Origin of the sequence: Mycobacterium numidiamassiliense, from assembly GCF_900157365.1 — a bacterium.
Lineage (GTDB): Bacteria > Actinomycetota > Actinomycetes > Mycobacteriales > Mycobacteriaceae > Mycobacterium > Mycobacterium numidiamassiliense.
Map to the genome: position 1 here is coordinate 2,745,651 of NZ_FUEZ01000004.1, position 21,076 is coordinate 2,766,726.

Sequence of the window (21,076 nt, forward strand, 5' to 3'; positions counted from 1 at the left end):
GATGACCCGAGTTCCACTGGCCGACATGGATGCGCAACCCGAGCGGGTGCGCCAGTTCATCGAACGCCGCGGCGCCCTCAATGTGCTGCGATTGCTTGCCAACGCGCCCAACGTGTTTGGCGGCTGGGCCGAGATGGTCGGCGAGATCTTCGCCAGCGACACGTTCACCGCCCGCTTGCGCGAAGTGATCATCCTGCGGGTGGGCCACCTGCAGGACTCACCCTACGAGCTTGCCCAGCATGTCGGCCTCGCCCGCACCGCGGGGCTCACCGAGCAACAGATCGACGCGCTCGTCGGCGACGGGGATCTCGCTGCGGCCGGCTTCAGCAGCACCGAGCGCACCGTCATCGACACCGTCACCGAGTTGTGCACGACCCACCGGCTCAGCGACGAGTCCTTCGCCGCGGCCCATGCCCTCTTCGGCGACGAGGCGCTCACCGAACTGCTGATGATCGTCAGCTGCTACTACGGCCTGGCGTTGGTCCTCAACGCCGCCGATGTCGACATCGACGCCGAGGCACGATTCCAGCCCTGACAAGGAGAACCCGCATGACTCGCATCCCGTACCGCCGGCCCGAGGACATGAATGAGCGGGCCCGCGAATTGACCGAGGAGCGCGGCAATCTCAACGTCTACCGCGTGCTGGCCAACGCCGAAAAGGTATTCAACGGCTGGATGCTGGCCGGGCGCGACGCTCTGACTAGCCCGGTGCTGTCGCGTCGGCTGCGCGAACTTGTCGTGCTGCGCACCGCGTACCTGATGGACAGCCCCTACGAGCTCGGCCAACACAAGGACATCGCGCGCACGGCCGGGCTCGATGTCAGCGAGATCAGCGCGGTCACCTCCGACTCCGATTGGCAGACGGGCGATTTCGACCCTATCGAACTCGCGGTCCTGCAGTTGACGACTGAGCTGCTGACCACCCGCCGGGTCCCGGAGTCACTGTTCGACCAGGTGCACACGGCGCTGGGCGTCGAGGCCACCGTCGAACTGCTGATGCTCATCAGCCGGTACGCCGGCTTGGCGTTGATGCTCAATGCGCTCGACGTCGACCTGGACGAGACCGCCCGGCTGCCCAACATCGCGCAGCGAACTGTCGAACGCTGACCGCAGGCGGCCGGAGTGCGCCGGATCGGTCGGGCAGCTCAGGCGCCGGGAGCCGGAGCTGGGGCTGGGGTCTGCGCGCGCACCACTGTTGCCGGTCCCGCGGGGCTAGCCGGGGGAGTGACGTCCAGGCGACTGACCGCGAAATCCGTCCCTGGGTCGACGATAGTCACATCGCCGGCGTAGGTGTCGTGCGCGGCGAAGTTCATGCCGTCCGAGCACACCGGGTCTCCGGGGGCGCAGACCTTGATGGTCTTGGCCTGATAGATCGGACCGATGACCACCTGCGGCTGGCCGAGAACGTTCATCGCCCGCGTGTTGGGGGTGCCGAACAGCACGACGGCAGCGACGTGATCGGCGATCGAGGGGTCCAGCGGCTTGGGCACCGTCGCGGGGTCAACGCCGTCAGGCACCTGGGCCGACGTCACGAAACCCATCACGGCCGCGCCCTGAGAGTAGCCGCTGAGCACCATCTTGGTCTTGGGGCAGTTGGTCGCCATGTTGACGACATGGGCGCCCGCGTCGGAGATGCCCTGCAGGCCGGTGGACCACTCGTTGCTGGCGGGGTAGTTGACCGCATAGACGTCGACAGACTTGCCGACCTCGCGTGCGCGGACCTGATCGACGAATGTCTGTCCGGTCGGACCGATGCCCGGTTCCTCGCCGGTGCCGCGGGCGAACACGATCTGCACATCCGGACACGGCTCGGCGGATGCGAGCGGAACAGCGGAAGGAAGGACAGCGCCGGCGATGCCCAACGCCGCTCCGAAGACGGGGCCAACGAAACGAGTGACGTAAGGGGAGACCATGTCGCAATAAGTGCCCATACCAGTGCATTCCAAACCTGTGAGGACGAAACCGTTCACAACTATTGCCGCACACCTGGGCCGCATCCACAAGCCGGACGCGCGGACGGACGCTGTTCGATCGCGCGCCGGCCGCGGCGACCTCGGGATTTACCGTGTCGACGCTGGCAGAACTCGTGCGTGACGGGTGTTCGGCCGGGTTCGTTAAAAGTGTGTAACCGCACTGGGAGTCGGCCGATTGTTACCCTCAGTCGGTGAAAGATTCACCCGCGGCAAGCGGGGTCGGCCGGGCGAGATCTCTTTCAAGACGCAATGTCTTGAAAGTTGTCGGTGTCACACCGGCGGCGCTGACCGCCGCGGCACTGGGCGCCCCGCGCGCGGGCGCCGGTGTTTCCGGAGCGGCCGTCTTTCTCGACCCGGGGCACAACGCCGTGAACGATGCGTCGATCAATGCGCAAGTCACCAACGGCCGGGGCGGCACCAAACCGTGCCAGACGTCGGGGACCGCCACCTATGACGGATATTCGGAGCACGCGTTCAATTGGGCCGTCGTGGGCTTGATCAACGATTCGCTCACCCAGATGGGCGTGCGTACCCAGCTGTCCCGCGATGGCGACAACGCCGTCGGACCCTGCATCGACCAACGCGCGGCCCAGGCGAACGCGATGCGCCCCGACGCGATCGTCAGCATCCACGCCGACGGCGGCCCCGCCTCCGGCAGCGGGTTCCACGTGAATTACTCCAGCCCGCCGCTTAACGACGTCCAAGCCGGGCCCGCCGTACGGTTGGCCCAAACAATGCGCGACGCCCTGGTGCAAGCCGGCCTGCACCCGTCCACCTACATCGGCTCCGACGGCCTCTACGGACGAGCCGACCTCGCCGGCCTGAACCTGGCCCAATACCCCGCCGTCCTCGTCGAGCTCGGCAACATGAAAAACGCCGACGACGCCGCCCGGATGGAAAGCGCCGACGGCCGGGCAAAGTATGCCGCGGCTGTCACCGCCGGCATCGTCACGTTTCTGAACGCGAAACCGGCGACCGGTTAGCCGTGGATCCCGCCGCCGGCCGAGTCGTCGAGATCTACCAGCGGCACGCGGTCACCTGGTCGCGTGAGCGCGGCGACCGGCTGCCGGAACGAGCTTGGCTGGATCGATTTCTGGGTCTGCTTCCGGCGCAACCGTCGGTGCTCGACATCGGGTGCGGGCCCGGTGTCCCGATCGCCGAATACCTCGTCGCCAATGGCTGTCGGGTGGCCGGCGTGGACGCCTCGAGTGCGATGATCTCCATGTGCGCCGACCGGTTCCCGGAGCAGCACTGGCAGGTCGCCGACATGCGACAGCTGGACTTGAACCGCACCTTCGATGGAATTGTGTCCTGGGACAGCTTCTTTCACCTGCCCCAGGCCGATCAACGCTCGATGTTCCCCGTGTTCACGCGCCACGCCGCGGCAGGAGCCGCGTTGCTGTTCACCAGCGGCCCGGCGGCCGGCGAACAGATTGGCAGCTACCAGGGCGAGCCGCTGTACCACGCGAGCCTCGACGGCGATGAGTACCGTAAACTGCTGCGCGACAACGGTTTCGGTGTGGTAGCGCACGCCGTCGAGGATCCCGACTGCGGCCTGCACACCATTTGGCTGGCGCGCCTCGACTAGCCCGCGGGTATCTCCGTGGGCCACTCGGCCAGCGTGTCCAGGTACAGCTGGCGGACCTCGGCGATGTGATCCGCCAAGTTCTCCCGCGTCCAGCCGTCGACCGGGATCGGCGGAAGCACGGCGACATCCACTGTGCCCGGAGTGACCTTGAGCTTCTTGCGCGGGCTGATGATGTCCGCGTTGCGGATCACGATCGGCACGATCGGAACACCCGTCGCCATCGCGATGCGGAATGCCCCCTTCTTAAACGGCCCCACCGTGGTGGTTTCGTGCGCTGTGCCTTCCGGGGCGATCAGGATGGAGAGGCCTCGATTCATGCGCTCTTCGACCTGCTGCAGGCTTTCCACCGCGGCAGTGGTGTCGTCTCGGTCGAGAAACACGGCGTCGTTCAACTTGAGAATCGTGCCGAAGATTGGGTCGCGCGTCAGTTCCTTCTTGGCGATCGCGATCCAGTTGTCCCGCACCAGTGCGCCGGCGACGAAGGGGTCGACCTGATTGCGGTGGTTGTAGACAAACACCGCTGGGCGTTGCACCGTCAGATTCTGCTGGCCGACGGCGTTGACTCGGATGCCGTTGGTGGCAAGCAGCAGTGGAGTCCACGTGGAGCTGAAAAAGTTCAGCCCACGGCGGCGGCTGCGGGTCACCAGGCCGACTCCCAGCGCACCCGCCGCGAGCGGCAGCGCTGAACCGAATCCGGCCGCGAGGTTCACCTTTCGGCGGAGGTCGGTAATGCCAGGGTCGCGGGAATTCGCCGGCTCCGCGGGCAATGCCTCGGGCAATTTCGATAACGTCACTCAAGCCTCCGGAGATGTCTCGATGAATTCGCGCCTGGCGGCTCACGCGACAAATGTGATTGTAAGGAGCGAGTCAGCTAGGCCGCATCCGCAACGACTTCGAGCGAAAATATATGACAGAAGCCATAATTGGGGATGCAGTGAACACTGGTCGCCTAGTCCCTCAAGACGAGGGAACGAGCGAGTGGACGGGGCGCTAACGAGCGCAGTAATGCACTGGCCGGGCGCGGGCGCACCCTCATCGGCCACCAGAACCAGCGTCCCAGCAGCGCGGCGATCGAAGGGGTCAAAAACGAGCGCACCACCAGGGTGTCGAACAAGAGCCCGAGGCCAATGGTGGTGCCCACCTGGCCGAGTACGCGCAATTCGCTGACGGCCATGGTGGCCATGGTGAACGCGAACACCAGGCCGGCGTTCGTCACGACCTTCCCGGTACCGCCCATGGAACGGATGATCCCCGTATTCAACCCGGCGTCGATCTCCTGTTTGAGTCGGGCGACCAAGAGCAAGTTGTAGTCAGATCCGACGGCCAACAGGATGATCACCGACATGGCGAGCACCAGCCAGTGCAATTCCAGCCGGATGATGTGTTGCCAGAGGAGTATTGAGAGCCCGAAGGAGGCGCCCAGGGAGAGCACCACCGTCCCCACGATGACGAGGGCCGCGACAAAACTTCTGGTGACCGTCAGCATGATGATGAAAATCAGGCAGAGCGATGAAATGGCCGCGATGAGTAGGTCATACTGGGCGCCCTCGGAGATGTCCTTGAACACCGCCGCCGTGCCGCCCACGTAAATCTTGGCGTCTTGCAACGGAGTTCCCTTGAGCGACTCCTCGGCCGCAGTCTTGATCGCGTCGACGCGCGCGATGCCGTCGGGCGTCGCGGGATCCCCCCGATGCGAGATGAACATTCGGGTGGCTTTCCCGTCCGGCGACAGGAACAGCTTCATGCCGCGCTTGAAATCCGCATTGTCGAACACCGACGGCGGCAGGTAGAACGAATCGTCGTTTTTCGCGGCGTCGAAAGCCTTGCCCATCGCGGCCGCATTACCGCTGTTTTCGTCCATGTGGCCGTAGATGCCGGACAGGGTGCTGTGCATGGTGAGTAGTTGGGTCCGCATGCTCTGCATGATTGCGATCAACTGGGGAAGCTCCATGAGAAATTGCGGCATGAGCACGTCGAGCTGATCGAGGTCGGTGACGAGTTCGTGGAGCTTTTCGGTGATTTCGTCGAGACCGTCGATCGAATCGGAGATCGATCTCAGCGACCAGCAGACGGGGATGTCGTAACAGTGCTTCTCCCAATAGAAATAACTGCGGATCGGCCGCCCGAAATCTTCGAAATCGGCCAGGTGATCTCGCACCTCGTCAGTGGTGGCCGCCATGTCATGCGTGAGCCCGGTCGTGTCATGCGTCGTGCTGACCAGCTGGCGCATCAAGTCGTAGGTCCGCTGCGTGACCTCGATCATCGCCGCCAATTCGTCGGCCTGTTTGAGGAGGTCGCTCGAGCGCTGTTGCTGAAATTTCATGCTCAGCGTCTGGGCGGCGTTTTGCGTGCTCAACAAGAAGGGCAGCGACGTGTGCTCGAGTGGGGTTCCGTTCGGCCGGGTGATGGCCTGCACTCGGGAAATGCCCGGAATGGCAAGAACGCCCTTGGCCAATCTGTTGAGAACCAGAAAGTCAGCCGGGTTGCGCAGATCGTGGTCGGCCTCGAGCAGCAGTATTTCGGGTTTCATCCGCGCCTGAGAAAAGTGGCGATCCGCGGCCGCATAGCCGGCGTTAGCGGGTACGTACCCGGGTACATACTGTCGGTCGTTATAGCTCGTGGTGTATCCGGGTAGGGCCAACAGGCCGACCAGGGAGATGGCGCATGCCACAACGAAAACGGGTGCCGGCCAGCGAACGATCACCGTGCCCACCCGGCGCCAGCCGCGAACCTCGATCATCCGCGTCGGGTCGAACAGCCCCCAACGACTGCAGAGGCTCAGAACTGCGGGGCCCAGTGTGAGCGCGACGACGACGGCGACGAGCATGCCGACCGCGCACGGCACGCCCAGCGATTGAAAATAGGGCAATCGCGCAAACCCCAGACAAAACGTCGCCCCAGAGATAGTCAGACCGGAGCCCAAGATGACGTGGGCGACGCCGTGATACATGGTGTAGTACGCGGTTTCCCGATCCTCGCCGGCTTGCCGGGCTTCTTGATACCGGCCGACAAGGAAGATGGCGTAGTCGGTCCCGGCCGCGATCGACAGCGAGGTGAGCAGGTTGACCGCAAAGGTCGACAACCCGACAATTCCGAGCTCGCCTAGAAGCGCGACAATTCCCCGCGCGCAGGCGAATTCGACGCCGACCATCAGCAGCAGCAGAATCACGGTAATGGGGGATCGGTAGACGATCAGCAGCATGATGAATATGACGGCGACGGTCGTCCCCGTGATTGCCAGCAGGGACTTGTCGCCGACGGTGTGCATATCGGCGACAAGTACCGACGGGCCGGTGAGGTAGACCTTGAGCCCGCTGGGCGGCGGCGTGAGCGCGACGATACGTCGAACCGCCTCAATCGATTCGCTGGCCAGCGGCTGGCCCTGGTTGCCGGCCAGGTCCAACAACACGTAGCTGGCTTTGTCATCGGCACTTTGCGCGCCGGCGGCGGTGAGGGGATCGCTCCAGAAGTCTTGGATGTGCTGGACGTGCGCCGGATCGTCTTTCAACTTACGAATCAGCGCGTCGTAGTATTTGTGCGCACTGTTGTCGAGGGGTTGCTCACCCTCCAAGACGATCATCGCGACGTTGTCGGAATCCGATTCCTTGAACACCTTTCCGATGCGCTTCATCGCCTGTATCGACGGCGCCTCGCTGGGCGTCATCGATACCGAGCGCTCTTGCGCGACCTTTTCCAGGGACGGGACCCACACAGAAACGATCACCGTGATTGCAAGCCAGCCCAAGACGATCGGAGCCGAAAAGCGACGGAGCGTGCGCGCGATGAACGGTTGTGCGGTGTGTTCTTGGGCCGTGCGTTTGTCAGTCACGTTGAGCCAGAGTGTTTCCCATGGCTGGCGATAAAGCCGTCAGTGGCCGGCGCAAACGGACGCCATCGGTTCGTTGCCGCGCGGACCTGGCATCGAAACGAATGATGGTCGCAATAATGCGAACGGTACGACGCCGGCAGCCGGCCCGCAAATTATGAACCTTGCGTTAACCTCCGGTCCACCTGAAGCAGGAGAACGCCAGCGCGGCAGCGGTACCCGCGCCTTTTGACTCGAGTTGAACAACTGGGCGTGTCGGGGTTAATGTCTAGCGAAGACCCGGCTACTCGCCCAGCGGCGCGGTGGTAAGTGTCATAGCGTCAGCCGACATAGGCGTCAATTATTCGCTGACGGAAGCTAATTCGGAGTCGCCCGCACCGGTGCGGGCTCGGCGATGATGCGCGCCGCCGCGAGAGTCACCAAGGGGTTGGGGGCCACATGCGCTCGGCGAGACCAGCGGCCAGCGGGGCCGCACCAACATCCGACGCGCCCGGAGCGCACGCGGCTGGTCGGCGGTAAGCATGCCCCAGCAACCTTCCGTCACGATCGTCATCCCCGCCTACAACGAGGAACGCTCCATCGGCAAGTGCCTGGAGTCGTGCATCGACCAGACCTCGGCACCCGACGAGATCATCGTCGTCAACAACAGGTCGACCGATAACACGGCATCGATCGTGCGGGGGTATCAAGAAGCCAACCCCGATATCGACATCCGGTTGGTCGACCAGAACGAGCACCAGGGCATCGCCCCCACGCGCAACTGCGGGTTCGACCTTGCGCAGGGCGACATCATCAGCCGAACCGACGCCGATTCCATCGTGGCCAACGACTGGGTCGAGACCATTCGCCGCCGATTCGAGAATCCGGACATCGACGCCACCAGCGGGCCGATCATGTTCTACGACATGCCGTTTCGCAGCTTCCTCTTCTGGCTTGACTGCATCCTGCGTGACAAGGTGCAGAGCAAGGCGAAAAATGAGCGGTTCCTCATCGGCGCGAACATGGCGCTCCGCGCTCAGGCCTGGAAGTCGGTGCGTCATCTGACGCAGCTAGACCTCGAAGACAAACTGCACGAAGACGTCGACCTGGCGCTCACCTTGTTCGAAAACGACTTCGAGATCGTCTACGAAGCGGGCATGGTGGTGGGCATGTCGGCCGACCGGGTGGAATCCTCACTGCCCGATTTCTACCGGTACGTCACCCGGTACACCAGGACGACAAACCTGCACGGCATCACGAGCCCCGCGGCGTGGACGTCGATCATCACGCTGCTGGCGCTCTACTACCCGTTTCGCACTATGCGGTTCTTCTATGACCTGGAGAACCTGCAATTCACCTTCGCCAAGCTGCGGGACAAGCTGCGCGGCCTGAACATGCCGCGATACCAGCGCAAGCGCGCGTTCGCGAACCCTGAGCTGATCACCGGTACTGCCGGCTGACCACGCGGGGCGCCAACGGATTTCGGCCTAGTGAATCTGCTGGGCGATTGTGGTGACCGTGATGAGCACCATCGTGGCTATTCCGACGAGATACACCTGGCGGCGGGGCGTAATCCGGGCGGGTAGTGGTCGCAGCTGCAGCACGCGCTGACGTCGCAACGCGATGACGTAGCAGCACACCGCCGCCGTGACCGCGATGCCCGCCGCCATCAGCGTTGTCGGCCGCTCGTGACCGTGCAGGTTCTTGATGCTCAGCAGCACACCGTTGACAAGAAACGCGAATGATGTTCGGGTCCAGGCCAATATCGTGCGCTCGGCCGGTAAAGAGTTAGCGGCACCCGGCCGGGTCAACCCGAGACCACCTTGAGGATGACCAATCCGAGCGCGGCGAGCCCGACCAGGCACAGACCGACCGCAAGGTAGGCCGGCGAGGGGTGCCGGGGTAGTGGTTCGTCATTGCGCATGGCGCGATCCGCCTGTTGCCACCGCAGCAGGCCCATCCCGCTGGTCAGGATCGCCAGCACCGCAAGGCCCACGCTCAGCACGTGGCGTGCGCCAGGGATTACCAGCTCCGGAACAAGCTGCACCAGAGCGACCGCTGCGGCGAGCAACCCCAGCGCGGTGCGCTGCCAGGACAGGAAGGTGCGCTCGTTGGCCATGGTGAACCGATAGTCGAGCTCGTGCTCTTCCGAGGTGTCGGCGGTGCGATCGGCCACGGGCTACCTCGCAGAGCATCTAGGGGCAAGCGTTTAGACGTAGAAGATTTTAACTATATGGTGCCGCCCCCCGTACCCCGCTCCGCGGCGCCGGGCCATGATGAAGCTTGTGGTACAGGCGTTGTTGTTTGACGTGCAAGGAACGGCGACGGATTTTCATTCGACCGTCTGCGACGAGGCGAGGCGGATCAGCGCCGGGCGGCACCCCGGTGTCGATTGGCCCGATGTGGTGCGACGGTGGCGGGCCGGCTACTTCACCACGCTCAAGGCCGCGCAGGGTCGCGGCGGCGGGTGGGTCTCTGTGCACACTGTCTATCGCGACGCGCTCGATGCCGTCCTGGACGAGCACGGCGTCTCCGAACTGTCGGATACCGAGCGTGAGGAACTCACGTTGGCCTGGCGGCGCCTGCGGCCGTGGCCCGACGTGGTGCCCGGATTGACCCGGCTGAAAAGTGCGTTCACGCTGGCGACATTGTCGAATGCCGACGTGTCCGCGGTCATCAACATCTCCAAGCGTGCGGGATTGCCATGGGATGCGATCTTCGCCGCGGAGATGGCCGGGGTGTTCAAGCCCGACCCGGCGATCTATCGGATGGCCGCGACCTACCTGGGCCTGGATCACGCCGAGATCATGATGGTGGCAAGCCACAAATACGACATCCGCGCGGCGGGCGACCTCGGCTTCCGCACGGCCTTCGTCGCGCGGCCGCTGGAATTCGGGGTGGGCGGTGAGGCCGACGTGGCCTACTCGGACGAATTCGACATCAACGCAGCCGACTTCCTCGACCTTGCCGACCAGCTGATGGCCCGGTTATAGGGCCTGCGGCGAACGGCTGCTCACCGAGATGAACCGGCGCAGTGGGGCAACACGCTCGCCCGCGCTCAACCGCGACAGCAGTGTGAGGGAATGGCGTAGCGACTTCTCTTCCCCCTTGCCCCCGGACCGCGCGGCACGTGGCCGCAATCCCGGGATTTTGGTGCGAACCTGGCAATCCAGCAGGGTGCCAACGGAATCGGGAGCCAGGTCGTAACTGACGGTGCGTGTATACCCGGAGTGGAAGGTCTGCATTGAATACGTCCGCACCAGCCGGGCGGGACCGATGTCGTCGATCCGGCCGGTCAGATTCCATTCGCCCCCACCGAACGGCGAATGCATGCCCAGCGAGACCGTTGTCAGGCAACCCCGCGAGCACGGGTTGCCGTCGACCACGTCGACCCGCCCGACGCCCTGCATCCACTGCCGCATCAGCTCGGGCTGACACAGCCAGTCCAGCAGATCGGCCGGGCTCAGCGGCACGAGCTGCTGCGCCGTCAGCTGGTAACCGCCCTCGATCAGCTCGACCATCAGCGATGTGCCGAACCGGTCAGCGGTTGACCATTGGCGGCCTGCAGTAGACAGATCAGCGTGCTGGGAGTCGGATTGGCTCCGGTCCGATCTTGGTTCGAGTCAATGAGATACGTGATCGACAACGAGCTGCCGTCGACGGGTTTGCCGGTGTAGGGGGCAAACCCGGCCACGCAGTCCCGGTTGGCCACGTTGGCGATGGCCGTGTCCACGGCCATCGGGGCGCGCAGGTAGACCTCAGCCAAATGTGCTGCGGCACAATCGACGACGGTGATAGTCACCCGGCTCAGGTCGGCCGGCGGCAGGTCGGCAACGCAATCGCCGACCTGCAGGTCGATCCACTTCTCGGTGTGCGAGCTCAGCGGGGCTCCAGCGACGTTCGCAGGCGCGAGCCCGGCGCTAAGTATGCACAGCGCGGCCAAGCCGCACAGCGGATGAAGACTCCACGCCGCCATGGCGGCCTCCTTGCGATATCGCCTAGCGGAGGATTTTAGCCGTCGGTGAACGACGGCGGCACCGTATTGGTCAGCGCGGGATCGGGCTTCTCCGCCGACATCGACAGCAAGCCCCGTACGCACCGCGCTGCGAGCAGCCAGTTCGACGGCTTCTTCAGGTCCAGGCCGCCCAGCAGTTGCTTGATCATGGTCAGCGTGTCGAAGTAAATGCGTTCGCAGACAAGGGTTTCCGCATCATCGAACACGAAGTATGCGGTCATGCGGACCCGGAAGCGGCTGCCGGTGGGCGGAACCTTGCCGAGGAAGCCCCGATGTGTGCCCATCAACCAGAACTCGACGATCACCGCGTCGGCGCTGTGCCGCAGCGCGATGATCTCGTGATCCTGATCGGGGAACGCGGTGCGCGTGTAGTTGTAATAGCCACGCACCGCCTCGTTTCCGTCGTGGACGACCAGCTGCGGGATCAACTCGTAGCGGGGGTGCGGGAACGTCGCCAACACGTCGTCCCAGTCCTGACGGACCTCGTCATGGAAGTGGTCGAGTACGAGTTTTTGGCGTGCGGCCAGCACGTCGGGAGCGGGAAACGCCAGAGCTGTCATCTGGTCAGCGTAAGCCAGGATTTTGGCGTCGCGGGTGCCGTCGGGAAAGTGATAGCGCATGCGATATCGACTTTGAAAGTGCGGTATGCCCTCCAAAAGAGCGAACGGAGGATAAGGGCGGATGGAGGATATAGGTCGTCGCCAGTTCTGATAGCGCATGCGCTATCAGAATCGCCCCGCTAGGCCGGATTCGTTTCTATGAACCCGGGGGAGTCCAGGAGACCGGCAGGCTCTTGATGCCGTGAATGAACTGCGACAGCAGTCGCGCCGGTTTGCCGGTCACGGCGATATCCGGGATTTCACGGCGCAATTCGTCGAAGGCGACCCGGATCTCGCGACGAGCCAGGTTGGCGCCGAGACAGAAATGGGCTCCGCCGCCGCCGAATCCGAGATGGGGGTTGGGGTTGCGTGCGACGTCGAAAGCCCACGGATTGGCGAACTTTGATTCGTCGCGGTTGGCGGAGTTGTAGTACAGCGCGACCTTGTCGCCGGCCGCGAGCTTGACGCCGCTCAACTCGAAATCCTGGGTCAGGGTGCGTCGCATGTAGATCACCGGGGAGGCCCACCGCACGATCTCCTCGACCGCGGTGGGTGTCAGGTCGTCGAAGTTGGACCACCACTTGTCGCGTTGCTCGGGAAAGCGTGACAGCGCCAGGACGCCGTGGCTGATCGCGTTGCGTGTGGTCTCGTTGCCGGCCACCACCAACAGGATGAAGAACGACGCGATCTCCTGGGAGGTGAGCTGGTCGCCGTCGACCTCGGCTTCGACCAGGCTCGAGGTGAGATCGTCGTGGTGATTGACGCGGCGGTCCTCGGCCAGCGCGGTGGCGTAGGCGCCGATGTCCATCGAAACCTGCAAGAACTCCTCGAAATCCAACGTCAGATCGGGGTCGCCAAACCCGAGAATCACGTTGGTCCAGTGGAAGATTCGCTGATGATCCTCCTCGGGAATTCCCATCATGTCGCAGATGACCTGCAGGGGCAGCGGCCCGGCGAGTTCAGTGACGAGGTCGGCCTGGCCGTCAGGATGGTTGGCGATCAGTGAGCTGACCAGCCGGTGGGCCCGCTCCCGCACCGACGTCTCGATGCGCGCCACCACTTTTGGGGTGAAGGCCCTGCTGACGATGGAGCGCAGCCGCTGGTGTCGCGGATCGTCGGTCACAATCATCGAGCCGAAGTACTCGGCCAACTCCGGCGTCTGGTCGTTGATCGTGATCCCGCCGGCGGAGCTGAAGATGTCGGGATGGCGACTGGCGAAGTGGACGTCGTCGAGCTTGGTCAGCGCCCAATATCCGGCACCCGTTTCGAACCCCTCCATCTGGATCGCGGGCCAGAACGAGATCGGGGCTTCCCGGCGCAAGGTGGCGAAGGCGGCGTCGCGGACGTTGTCGTTGCGAACCCAGAAGTCGAGCGACTCGAGCTGGATTTCGGCGAGTGGGATCTCGGGCGGTGGGGTCCCATTCGGTTGCGTCGCAATACCTGTTTCGAGGCTCACTCGGCCCTCCTTCGCCTTTGAAGAGGTGACATTGGCGAGCCTAGACCGCGATCAGTGTGTGCAGACGGTTCTGGCGGGCGTACCCACCGTCGCCGTCGCATTGCTGACCACGTTGCCGTCGACCAGGATCTTGCACGAAATGGGACCCGGCCCCTGCGCGCTGATCACGAACACCTGGCCCCCGAAGGCGGTGAACTGCGTCGACCACGGCAGTGGTGCGTTGACCTGATGCAGCTGGCCGGTGTCGGTCTGGTACGAGATGTATTGGGCCACGGCGGGACCGTTGATCTCGTACCGAACCGTCGGAAAGCCGTTCGCATGAGCCACTGCGCACGTGTTCGCGACCCCGACACCGATTGCGAACAGGATCGAGGGGACGCCGAGATGCTTGGTCATGGTTTGCATCGTGTCACCTAGCGGGACGGGGTGCTAGAGGTCATTCGGCCGCGCGCTTAGTGTGGCGGGAGCGGGGACTGCTGATCGGAAGGTGCGTATGTCGGAACTTGGCTCAAAGCGTGTGGTGGTCTACGGCACTGGCTTCGTCGGCAGGATGGTGATTCCCGAGATCGTCAAGCATCCGCTGTTCGAGTTGGTGGGCGTCGGCGTCAGCAATCCCGACAAGGTCGGCCGCGACGTCGGCGACATCTGCGGGCTGCCTGAACCGGTGGGCGTCATCGCCACCGACGACATCGATGCGCTCATTGCCTTGAAGCCCGACGCCTTGGTGCATTATGGCCCGACGGCGATGCACGCCAAGGAGAACATCTCGCTGATCACCAAGTTTTTGCGCGCCGGCATCGACGTGTGCTCGACCGCGATGACGCCATGGGTCTGGCCGACGATGCACCTGAACCCGCCCAATTGGATCCAGCCGATCACCGAAGCCTGCGAGCTGGGCGAGTCGTCCTGTTTCACCACGGGCATCGATCCGGGATTCGCCAACGACATGTTCCCGATGACGTTGATGGGCTTGTGCTCGGAGGTGCGCAAGGTCCGGGCTTCCGAGCTGCTCGACTACACCAACTACGAAGGCGACTACGAGTTCGAGATGGGCATCGGCCGCGAGCCTGAGTTCAAGCCGATGCTAGAAGACCGCGACATGCTGATCTTCGCGTGGGGCGCGACCATCCCCATGATCGCGCACGCCGCGGGCATCATGCTCGACGAGATGACCACCACCTGGGACAAATGGGTGACGCCGACCGAACGCAATTCCGCCCGGGGCGTCATCAAACCGGGCCACGTCGCTGCCGTCCGTTTCACCATCAACGGCATCTACAAGGGCGAAACGCGCATCCAGCTCGAACATGTCAACCGCATCGGCCTGGACGCCGCCCCCGACTGGCCGACGGGCCACGACAACGACGTCTATCGGGTGGACATCGAAGGAACCCCGAGCATCTTCCAGGAAACCGCCTTCCGATTCACCGACGGCTCCGGCCGTGACGCGGCCGCGGCCGGTTGCCTGGCGACCGGATTGCGTGCGTTGAACGCCGTTCCGGCGGTCAACGATCTGCCGCCCGGCTGGGTCACTCCGCTGGATCTCCCGTTGATCGCCGGGGCCGGCAATATCCGCTGATAGGCGGCTCATTGCTTACACAGCGGGCACATAGCCACAGCAGAGGCTGGCTATAGGTATGGGCGGCACAATTTCTGGGTAAGCGGGTGCGGGGGGCACGCCGCTAGACGCAGGGATTGGACCAATGTCAGACGGAGCGACGCCCGCGCTGGGGCTCTCGATTGGCGCCACCAACCTGGCCGCCGTCACCGCGGATCACGCCATTACCCGCACACCTGTGCTGACGCTGTTTCGTCAGCGTCCACCCGAGATCGGGGTGCCGTCGGAGAACCCCAGGCTCGATGAGCCCGGCCTGGTAATCGGCGGCTTCGTGGACCGGGTCGGAGACCCGATCGGCATCGTGGCGGGCGACGGCTCGGTGCACCGCAGCGAGGCACTGCTGGCCGACGGGCTGCGGGCGCTGGCGTACGCCGCGACCGCCGGCGGGTCCTTGCCCGGCGACATCGCGGTGACCCACCCGTCGCACTGGGGATCGACCGCCGTCGAGGCGCTGGGTTCGGCGCTGAGTCGAGTGACGGAATGGTCGAACCCGTCCCGGCCGCTCACGCTGATCCCGGATGCCGCGGCCACGCTGTTCGCCGTGCGGGCGAACCCGGGCATACCGGCGCGCGGCACCGTGGCGGTATGCGATTTCGGCGGCAGTGGAACCAGCATCACGTTGATGGACGCCGCCGGCGACTATCAGCCGTTGGCGCCGACGCTGCGTCACCACGACTTCTCCGGCGACCTGATCGATCAGGCCCTATTGACCACCGTCATGGCCAATCTGCCGAGTACGGGTGGATTCGATCCGTCCGGCACCTCGGCGATCGGCTCGCTGAGCAGGCTGCGGACCGGCTGCCGAATCGCCAAGGAGCAGCTCTCGTCGAGCACGGTGGCCACGCTCACCGAAGAGTTGCCCGGTGTGGACGGCGACATCCGGCTCACCCGAAACGAACTCGACGACGCGATTCGTGATTCCCTGAACGGCTTCGTGGCCGTCTTGGATGAGGCATTGGCGCGCAACGGGATTCGTGATCTCGTCGCGGTGGTCTCGGTGGGCGGTGGGGCGCACATCCCGGCGGTCACCACTATGCTGTCCGGGCATTTTCGGGTGCCGGTCGTGACGACGCCGCGTCCGCACCTGGCCGCGGCGATCGGCGGCGCGTTGCGCGCGGCGCGCGGGCCCGGCGACACAACTGCCACCACACTGAGCCCTGCCGCCGCGGCCGCGGCTGCAGCGGCGGCCCCTGCGTCGCAGGCGGCGGCGCTGCCCCTGCAAGAGGAGGGAAGGGCCGTGCTGACCCAAGCGCGACCGGCGGAACCGGTCTCCGGCATGATGCCCGCGCTGGCGTGGTCGGAGACCGACGACAGGTCGCAGGTCATGATGCCGGCCGTGGGTGGCTCGGGGTATACCTCGGCGCGCCCGGCGCTGAATTTCGAGGCCCCCGAGCGCTCGCGCCCGGAGAAGAAGAATCTGGCTTTGCCGTGGAAGCGAGCGGCGGGAAATCCGATCCTGCCTTGGCAGCGACTGCCGGGATTGGTGGTCATCGGCACGGCGGTGGCGGTGCTGCTGGTCGGCATCGCGGTGGCGATGGGCTTCTCCGACAACAAACCCGCCATGACGCCAGTGCCGAACGTGAGCACTCCCGCCGCGCCGCTACCCGCGGCCGGCGCAACTCCGCAGTCCGCGCCGACCAATCAAGCACCGGCCGCCGCGGCACCCGCGGCACCCGCACCGCAGGCACCGCCGGCGGATGCTGGACCGCCCGCGGCAGATCCTGCCGCAGCGGATCCTCCCGCGGCGGTCCCCCAGGATCCAGTGCCCGCGGCGCCAGTGCCACCGCCGGTGCCACAGGCGCCGCCGATCCCGCCGGCCATCCCTCAGGTCCCGCGGATTCCGGCGTTACCGCCCATTCCGCACATCCCCGGACTGGCGTTAGTGATCCCCGGGCTGGGTTAGTCCTGAGAAGGGCTGCAGCTCAACGCGTTTCGCCCTTGTTCTCCTCCGCTGCGGCTTTCCGGAGGTCGTCGTTCCAGGCCTTGTCCTTCTCGATTTGGTCCTTCTTGGCCTGATCGTCCTTGGTGTCGTCGTCCGAGCCCGAGATGGCGTTGAATTTCGGGTTGCCGTCGTCGTCGAGCCAATCGTTGACCGCCGTTCCCGAGATCGCCCCGCCGGATCCCGGCAACACCACGGTGGCCCGGTTTTCTGCGTACACCTCCATCATTTCGGCGGCTTGCTTCTTGTTTTCCTCGTTAGGCTCTGGCTTTTCGGTCTGACCAGTTTCTTTATCGTCCTGCACAGTCATGTGTCGTCCCCCTCGTTGTCGCTACCCGGCCGGTTACCCGTTGCGGAGTTGTGTCCAAACTCTCACTACTTTGGGTAGCTCACACCGGTGAGCTGTTCGGACAGCTCCCACAGCCGTCGGCTGTCGGCCTCGTTCTGGGCGCGCGCGGGCACGTGCGCTGGCTTGACGCCGCCGCCGACCATCTCGTAGAAGCCGCTCGGCCCGTAAAACGCGCCGCCCTCGGCATGCGGGGCGGCGGCCGCATACAGCGCCGGCAAGATGCCCTCGTCGATCTCCTGCCACAGGAACGGGGCCCACCGCCAGGAGGTCTTGTACAGCCGCTCCATGAACGAGGGCTTGTCGCGGCCGTAGGAAGGTCCGGAGATTTGCAGGTTGGTCTTGGTCAGGCCGGGGTGCGCCGCGCTGGACAGGATGCCCCAGCCCGCCTCACGGCTGCGGCGGTCGAGCTCGCGGGCGAACATCAAGTTCGCCAGCTTCGACTGGCCGTAGGCCGACATCGGCGCGTAGGACTTCTCGAACTGCAGATCGTCGAAATGGATCTGACCGCTCTGGCGGGCGGCGAGGCTGCTCAGCGAGACGACCCGCGCACCGTGGGCGGCGCGCAACAGCGGCAGCAAGTGCCCGGTCAGCGCGAAGTGGCCGAGATGGTTACTGCCGAACTGCAATTCGAAGCCGTCGGCGGTGGTGTCGCGCTGCGGTGGCGTCATGACTCCGGCGTTGTTGATCAGGATGTCGATGGGACGGCCCTCGGCGTTGAGTTGATCACCCAGCGCCGCGACCGAGGCCAGCGACGACAAGTCCAGCGCTTTGATGGTCAGCTTCGCGTCGGGCACCGTCGCGCGGATCTCCTCGATCGCCTGCTCGCCCTTGGTCCTGTTGCGAATCGCCATCACCACATCAGCGCCCGCAGCGGAGAGCCGCCTGGCCAGCCCGAACCCCAGGCCGCTGTTGGACCCGGTGACGACTACCAGCTTGCCCGACAGGTCAGGCACGGTGGCGACAAGATGATTGGCCATGCGTATCACTCCTTCGTGTGAGCCCGCTCCTAGTGTGCTCCCCGCGCGCTAGCCATGGCACCGGGTCGCGCGCAGTGACACACTCCGGAGATGAGGAGCAGACGGCTCGCCAAGATCTCTCTGTCCGCGGCCGTCGCCACGATGATCGTGTCGGTGGTCGGCTTCGTCGTCGCCCTGATGCTCAACGCCTTTCTTCTGGACGAGTACAACGCCTACGGCGAAGTGCCGATCCCGGGCTCGGGCAGCGTGCGCTTACCCCGCGGCGAAGTCACCGTCAGCCTGCACGCCCTGGTGATGGGCGGCTCCCACAGTGGCGGCCTGCCGGTGCCGCCGCTCGGCGTCACGATCAGCCCGCCCGACGGTGTGCCGCAGCCGGCGGTGACGGAAAACATCGGCAGCACAACAACAGTCAACAATGACGCTCATGTGCGGGTGTGGGTGGCTCAGATTCCCGCCGACGGCACCTACAACATCACGACCGACGGCCAGGTCGGCGGATTCATCGAGCCCCGGCTGGCTTTCGGGCATTCGAGTTCCTACGGATTTGTGGTCTGGGTGTTTGTCGGTCTATTCGTTGCGGGCCTGGTTATTTCGATTATCGCGGGGCGGTGGTTGGGCCGCGCCCGGCGCAAGGCCGCGACCACCGTCGTGCAGGGAGTACCGCCGCCGGTGGTGTCGCTGTCGGCGCCCGGGGAGCCGCCGGTCACGGCTCAGCATCCCGGCGACGAGGGAGTTCGCCTCGAGCGGCTCAAAACCCTGGCGGCGCTGCGGGATTCGGGCGCGCTGACCGAAGAGGAATTTCAAACCGAGAAACGCCGGATCCTGGAGGGTCACTGAGCCGATCCGCCGGCCGCGAGCCTAACGGGGCTGCGAATTTGGCCGCCGAATTTCGCAGTGCGGTTAGATTCGCGAGCGAGCGAGCGAGCGGAGCGGGCGTGCCGTCACTGAGCCGATCGGTCAGTGCCCGCGGGCCACCCACTCCTCGTAGTGGACGATCTCGTCGCCGATGGTGGTGCTGCCCCCGTGGCCCGTGTGAACGACGGTGTCGCCGGGCAACGCGCCCAGCCGCTCCGAGATCGACTTGAGGATCGTCGGGAAGTCCGAGTACGAACGTCCCGTCGCGCCCGGGCCGCCGGAGAACAGCGTGTCGCCGCTGAAGACGACACCGAGCTCGGGGGCGTACCAGCAGACGGATCCGGGGGAGTGGCCCGGGGTGTGCAGCGCCTGCAGCGCGGTGCCCGCCACGGTCAGGGTGTCCCCGTCGGAATACGCACGAAAGTCTTTGTCCGGGTGCGTCATTCGCCACAGCACCTCATCGCCGGGGTGCAGCAGCACGGGCGCCTCCAGCGCCTTGCCGAGCTCGGGAGCTACGGTGACGTGGTCGTTGTGGCCGTGGGTGCAGATCACCGCGACCACCTTGCGGCCACCGACGGCGTCGAGGATCGGCTCGGCGGTGTGCGCAGCGTCGAATACGACGACCTCGGAGTCGTCGCCGACGATCCAGATGTTGTTGTCGACTTCCCAACTGCCGCCGTCGAGTTCGAAGGTCCCGTGGGTAACGAGATGCTGGATCGCGGACATCAGAGCAGCACCACCGAGCGCAGCACCTTGCCCTCGTGCATCTTGTGGAAGGCGTCCTCGATGTCGCCGAGCCCGATGCGTTCGGAGACGAACTTCTCCAGCGGCAGGCGGCCCTGCAGGTAGAGGTCGATGAGGGTGGGGAAGTCGCGCTCGGGCAGGCAGTCGCCGTACCACGACGACTTCAGCGAGCCGCCGCGGGAGAAGAAGTCCACCAGCGGCATGTCCAGCCGCATGTCGGGCGTCGGAACCCCCACCAGCACAACGGTTCCGGCCAGGTCGCGGGCGTAGAAAGCCTGCTTCCATGTCTCGGGCCGGCCGACGGCGTCGATGATGACGTCGACGCCGAAGCCGTCGGTGAGGTCCTGGATAGTCTCCACGACGTCGAACTCTCGCGCGTTGACGGTGTGGGTGGCGCCGAACTTGCGGGCCCAGTCGAGTTTGGTGTTGTCGGTGTCGACGGCGATGATCCGCTTGGCACCGACCAGCGCTGCCCCCGCGACCGCGGCGTCGCCCACGCCGCCGCAGCCGATGACCGCGACGGTGTCGTCGCGGTTGACCGCGCCGGTGTTGATGGCCGCACCCAGCCCGGCCATCAGGCCGCAACCGAGCAACCCGGCGACCGCCGGGTCGGCCTCGGGGTTGACCTTGGTGCATTGGCCCGCGGCCACCAGCGTCTTGTCGGCGAACGCGCCGATGCCCAGCGCCGGGGTGAGCTCGGTGCCATCGGTCAGCGTCATTTTCTGCTCGGCGTTGAACGTGTCGAAGCACAGGTGGGGCTTGCCGCGCTTGCACGCCCGGCATTGGCCGCACACCGCGCGCCAGTTGAGGATCACGAAGTCGCCCGGCGCCACCGACGTCACGCCCGGCCCGACGGCCTCGACGGTGCCGGCGGCCTCATGGCCGAGCAGGAAGGGGTACTCGTCGTTGATGCCCCCCTCGCGATAGGTCAGGTCGGTGTGGCATACCCCGCAGGCGATGACATCGACCAGGGCCTCTCCGGGTCCGGGGTCCGGGACGACGATGTCCACCAATTCGACGGGTTCGCCCTTCTTGCGTGAAATCACGCCGCGCACGGTCTGACTCATGGCCTACAACCTACTGTCGGACGCCATACACGGCGCGGCCGGGCGTCCACCCACAAAGTGTGTCAACCGGCTCGCCAACAACCCGGTGTAG

At 65.1% G+C, this 21,076-nt stretch carries 22 protein-coding genes and 1 pseudogene; 9 read left to right on the forward strand and 14 right to left on the reverse strand.

The window, feature by feature from the left end:
• Window position 1: 1 nt before the first annotated feature.
• The gene (locus tag MNAB215_RS21435) at window positions 2–535 is read left to right on the forward strand and encodes a carboxymuconolactone decarboxylase family protein (protein WP_077080589.1); all 534 of its coding nucleotides are present in this window, start codon (window positions 2–4) and stop codon (window positions 533–535) included.
• A 14-nt stretch (window positions 536–549) separates the two neighbouring features.
• Window positions 550–1,107: a carboxymuconolactone decarboxylase family protein gene (locus MNAB215_RS21440; RefSeq protein WP_077080590.1), complete on the forward strand. Its 558-nt coding sequence runs from the start codon at window positions 550–552 to the stop codon at window positions 1,105–1,107.
• Between the two features lie 38 nt (window positions 1,108–1,145).
• Here the strand turns inward: MNAB215_RS21440 and MNAB215_RS21445 are convergent, their stop codons facing one another.
• Window positions 1,146–1,931: a cutinase family protein gene (locus tag MNAB215_RS21445; RefSeq protein WP_077080591.1), complete on the reverse strand. Its 786-nt coding sequence runs from the start codon at window positions 1,929–1,931 to the stop codon at window positions 1,146–1,148.
• 233 nt (window positions 1,932–2,164) lie between these two features.
• Here MNAB215_RS21445 and MNAB215_RS21450 point away from each other — a divergent pair, with 233 nt between their 5' ends.
• Together MNAB215_RS21450 and MNAB215_RS21455 are read left to right on the forward strand one after the other, a co-directional pair.
• Window positions 2,165–2,956 carry an Rv3717 family N-acetylmuramoyl-L-alanine amidase gene (locus MNAB215_RS21450; protein ID WP_077080592.1) on the forward strand — a complete coding sequence of 264 codons (792 nt, stop codon included), beginning with the start codon at window positions 2,165–2,167 and terminating at the stop codon, window positions 2,954–2,956.
• Window positions 2,957–2,958: 2 nt separating this feature from the next.
• A complete protein-coding gene (locus tag MNAB215_RS21455; RefSeq protein WP_077080593.1) occupies window positions 2,959–3,561 on the forward strand; it encodes a class I SAM-dependent DNA methyltransferase in 603 nt (200 codons plus the stop codon).
• A 2-nt stretch (window positions 3,562–3,563) separates the two neighbouring features.
• Here MNAB215_RS21455 and MNAB215_RS21460 read toward each other — a convergent pair.
• Together MNAB215_RS21460 and MNAB215_RS21465 are read right to left on the reverse strand one after the other, a co-directional pair.
• Window positions 3,564–4,310 (reverse strand): annotated as a pseudogene (locus MNAB215_RS21460) (lysophospholipid acyltransferase family protein); the annotation flags it as partial.
• 200 nt (window positions 4,311–4,510) lie between these two features.
• The gene (locus MNAB215_RS21465) at window positions 4,511–7,390 is read right to left on the reverse strand and encodes an MMPL/RND family transporter (RefSeq protein WP_077080595.1); all 2,880 of its coding nucleotides are present in this window, start codon (window positions 7,388–7,390) and stop codon (window positions 4,511–4,513) included.
• A 518-nt stretch (window positions 7,391–7,908) separates the two neighbouring features.
• Here MNAB215_RS21465 and MNAB215_RS21470 point away from each other — a divergent pair.
• Entirely contained in the window at window positions 7,909–8,826 is a 918-nt protein-coding gene (locus tag MNAB215_RS21470; RefSeq protein WP_077080596.1) for a glycosyltransferase family 2 protein, read from the forward strand.
• A gap of 27 nt (window positions 8,827–8,853) precedes the next feature.
• On the opposite strand, the gene MNAB215_RS21475 is transcribed toward MNAB215_RS21470, so the two are convergent.
• Complete coding sequence (locus MNAB215_RS21475; protein ID WP_077080597.1) at window positions 8,854–9,177, reverse strand: DUF202 domain-containing protein; 324 nt, start codon at window positions 9,175–9,177, stop codon at window positions 8,854–8,856.
• Window positions 9,174–9,485 (reverse strand): YidH family protein, encoded by a 312-nt coding sequence (locus tag MNAB215_RS21480; RefSeq protein ID WP_083746345.1) that lies wholly within the window; start codon window positions 9,483–9,485, stop codon window positions 9,174–9,176. Before MNAB215_RS21480 ends, MNAB215_RS21475 begins: the two co-directional genes overlap by 4 nt.
• Window positions 9,486–9,639: 154 nt before the next feature.
• Between MNAB215_RS21480 and MNAB215_RS21485 the strand changes: the two genes are divergently transcribed.
• Window positions 9,640–10,359 carry a haloacid dehalogenase type II gene (locus MNAB215_RS21485; RefSeq protein ID WP_083746202.1) on the forward strand — a complete coding sequence of 240 codons (720 nt, stop codon included), beginning with the start codon at window positions 9,640–9,642 and terminating at the stop codon, window positions 10,357–10,359.
• Here MNAB215_RS21485 and MNAB215_RS21490 read toward each other — a convergent pair.
• The 5 genes from MNAB215_RS21490 to MNAB215_RS21510 form a co-directional block, all read right to left on the reverse strand.
• A complete protein-coding gene (locus MNAB215_RS21490; RefSeq protein ID WP_077080599.1) occupies window positions 10,354–10,887 on the reverse strand; it encodes an SRPBCC family protein in 534 nt (177 codons plus the stop codon). The genes MNAB215_RS21485 and MNAB215_RS21490 overlap by 6 nt on opposite strands.
• The gene (locus MNAB215_RS21495) at window positions 10,887–11,342 is read right to left on the reverse strand and encodes a hypothetical protein (RefSeq protein ID WP_077080600.1); all 456 of its coding nucleotides are present in this window, start codon (window positions 11,340–11,342) and stop codon (window positions 10,887–10,889) included. The genes MNAB215_RS21490 and MNAB215_RS21495 overlap by 1 nt, the downstream gene beginning before the upstream one ends.
• A gap of 35 nt (window positions 11,343–11,377) precedes the next feature.
• The gene (locus MNAB215_RS21500; protein WP_077082212.1) at window positions 11,378–11,941 is read right to left on the reverse strand and encodes an ester cyclase; all 564 of its coding nucleotides are present in this window, start codon (window positions 11,939–11,941) and stop codon (window positions 11,378–11,380) included.
• Window positions 11,942–12,137: 196 nt separating this feature from the next.
• Entirely contained in the window at window positions 12,138–13,436 is a 1,299-nt protein-coding gene (locus MNAB215_RS21505; protein ID WP_077080601.1) for a cytochrome P450, read from the reverse strand.
• Between the two features lie 51 nt (window positions 13,437–13,487).
• Window positions 13,488–13,832 carry an MmpS family transport accessory protein gene (locus tag MNAB215_RS21510; RefSeq protein ID WP_174604616.1) on the reverse strand — a complete coding sequence of 115 codons (345 nt, stop codon included), beginning with the start codon at window positions 13,830–13,832 and terminating at the stop codon, window positions 13,488–13,490.
• A 97-nt stretch (window positions 13,833–13,929) separates the two neighbouring features.
• Here MNAB215_RS21510 and MNAB215_RS21515 point away from each other — a divergent pair, with 97 nt between their 5' ends.
• Together MNAB215_RS21515 and MNAB215_RS21520 are read left to right on the forward strand one after the other, a co-directional pair.
• Complete coding sequence (locus MNAB215_RS21515; protein WP_077080603.1) at window positions 13,930–15,015, forward strand: NAD(P)H-dependent amine dehydrogenase family protein; 1,086 nt, start codon at window positions 13,930–13,932, stop codon at window positions 15,013–15,015.
• Between the two features lie 124 nt (window positions 15,016–15,139).
• Window positions 15,140–16,957: an Hsp70 family protein gene (locus MNAB215_RS21520; protein WP_077080604.1), complete on the forward strand. Its 1,818-nt coding sequence runs from the start codon at window positions 15,140–15,142 to the stop codon at window positions 16,955–16,957.
• A 19-nt stretch (window positions 16,958–16,976) separates the two neighbouring features.
• On the opposite strand, the gene MNAB215_RS21525 is transcribed toward MNAB215_RS21520, so the two are convergent.
• On the reverse strand, window positions 16,977–17,303 hold the full coding sequence (locus MNAB215_RS21525; protein WP_077080605.1) for a hypothetical protein: 327 nt from the start codon (window positions 17,301–17,303) through the stop codon (window positions 16,977–16,979).
• A gap of 65 nt (window positions 17,304–17,368) precedes the next feature.
• Window positions 17,369–18,319, reverse strand: a complete 951-nt coding sequence (locus tag MNAB215_RS21530) for an SDR family oxidoreductase (protein ID WP_077080606.1) — start codon at window positions 18,317–18,319, stop codon at window positions 17,369–17,371.
• Between the two features lie 90 nt (window positions 18,320–18,409).
• On the opposite strand from MNAB215_RS21530, the gene MNAB215_RS21535 reads away from it, so the two are divergent.
• Window positions 18,410–19,156 (forward strand): SHOCT domain-containing protein, encoded by a 747-nt coding sequence (locus MNAB215_RS21535; RefSeq protein ID WP_077080607.1) that lies wholly within the window; start codon window positions 18,410–18,412, stop codon window positions 19,154–19,156.
• Between the two features lie 120 nt (window positions 19,157–19,276).
• Here the strand turns inward: MNAB215_RS21535 and MNAB215_RS21540 are convergent, their stop codons facing one another.
• Window positions 19,277–19,900: an MBL fold metallo-hydrolase gene (locus MNAB215_RS21540; protein WP_077080608.1), complete on the reverse strand. Its 624-nt coding sequence runs from the start codon at window positions 19,898–19,900 to the stop codon at window positions 19,277–19,279.
• On the reverse strand, window positions 19,900–20,985 hold the full coding sequence (locus MNAB215_RS21545) for an S-(hydroxymethyl)mycothiol dehydrogenase (RefSeq protein WP_077080609.1): 1,086 nt from the start codon (window positions 20,983–20,985) through the stop codon (window positions 19,900–19,902). Before MNAB215_RS21545 ends, MNAB215_RS21540 begins: the two co-directional genes overlap by 1 nt.
• Between the last annotated feature and the right edge of the window lie 91 nt (window positions 20,986–21,076).

Bases quoted from the DNA above. Each gene is read 5' to 3' on its own strand.
- MNAB215_RS21480 (WP_083746345.1), bottom strand. From the start codon at position 9,485: ATGGCCAACGAGCGCACCTTCCTGTCCTGGCAGCGCACCGCGCTGGGG.
- MNAB215_RS21485 (WP_083746202.1), top strand. From the start codon at position 9,640: ATGATGAAGCTTGTGGTACAGGCGTTGTTGTTTGACGTGCAAGGAACG.
- MNAB215_RS21545 (WP_077080609.1), bottom strand. From the start codon at position 20,985: ATGAGTCAGACCGTGCGCGGCGTGATTTCACGCAAGAAGGGCGAACCC.
- MNAB215_RS21435 (WP_077080589.1), top strand. From the start codon at position 2: ATGACCCGAGTTCCACTGGCCGACATGGATGCGCAACCCGAGCGGGTG.
- MNAB215_RS21520 (WP_077080604.1), top strand. From the start codon at position 15,140: ATGTCAGACGGAGCGACGCCCGCGCTGGGGCTCTCGATTGGCGCCACC.
- MNAB215_RS21470 (WP_077080596.1), top strand. From the start codon at position 7,909: ATGCCCCAGCAACCTTCCGTCACGATCGTCATCCCCGCCTACAACGAG.
- MNAB215_RS21500 (WP_077082212.1), bottom strand. From the start codon at position 11,941: ATGACAGCTCTGGCGTTTCCCGCTCCCGACGTGCTGGCCGCACGCCAA.
- MNAB215_RS21495 (WP_077080600.1), bottom strand. From the start codon at position 11,342: ATGGCGGCGTGGAGTCTTCATCCGCTGTGCGGCTTGGCCGCGCTGTGC.
- MNAB215_RS21525 (WP_077080605.1), bottom strand. From the start codon at position 17,303: ATGACTGTGCAGGACGATAAAGAAACTGGTCAGACCGAAAAGCCAGAG.
- MNAB215_RS21510 (WP_174604616.1), bottom strand. From the start codon at position 13,832: ATGACCAAGCATCTCGGCGTCCCCTCGATCCTGTTCGCAATCGGTGTC.
- MNAB215_RS21540 (WP_077080608.1), bottom strand. From the start codon at position 19,900: ATGTCCGCGATCCAGCATCTCGTTACCCACGGGACCTTCGAACTCGAC.
- MNAB215_RS21530 (WP_077080606.1), bottom strand. From the start codon at position 18,319: ATGGCCAATCATCTTGTCGCCACCGTGCCTGACCTGTCGGGCAAGCTG.
- MNAB215_RS21515 (WP_077080603.1), top strand. From the start codon at position 13,930: ATGTCGGAACTTGGCTCAAAGCGTGTGGTGGTCTACGGCACTGGCTTC.
- MNAB215_RS21445 (WP_077080591.1), bottom strand. From the start codon at position 1,931: ATGGGCACTTATTGCGACATGGTCTCCCCTTACGTCACTCGTTTCGTT.
- MNAB215_RS21490 (WP_077080599.1), bottom strand. From the start codon at position 10,887: ATGGTCGAGCTGATCGAGGGCGGTTACCAGCTGACGGCGCAGCAGCTC.
- MNAB215_RS21535 (WP_077080607.1), top strand. From the start codon at position 18,410: ATGAGGAGCAGACGGCTCGCCAAGATCTCTCTGTCCGCGGCCGTCGCC.
- MNAB215_RS21440 (WP_077080590.1), top strand. From the start codon at position 550: ATGACTCGCATCCCGTACCGCCGGCCCGAGGACATGAATGAGCGGGCC.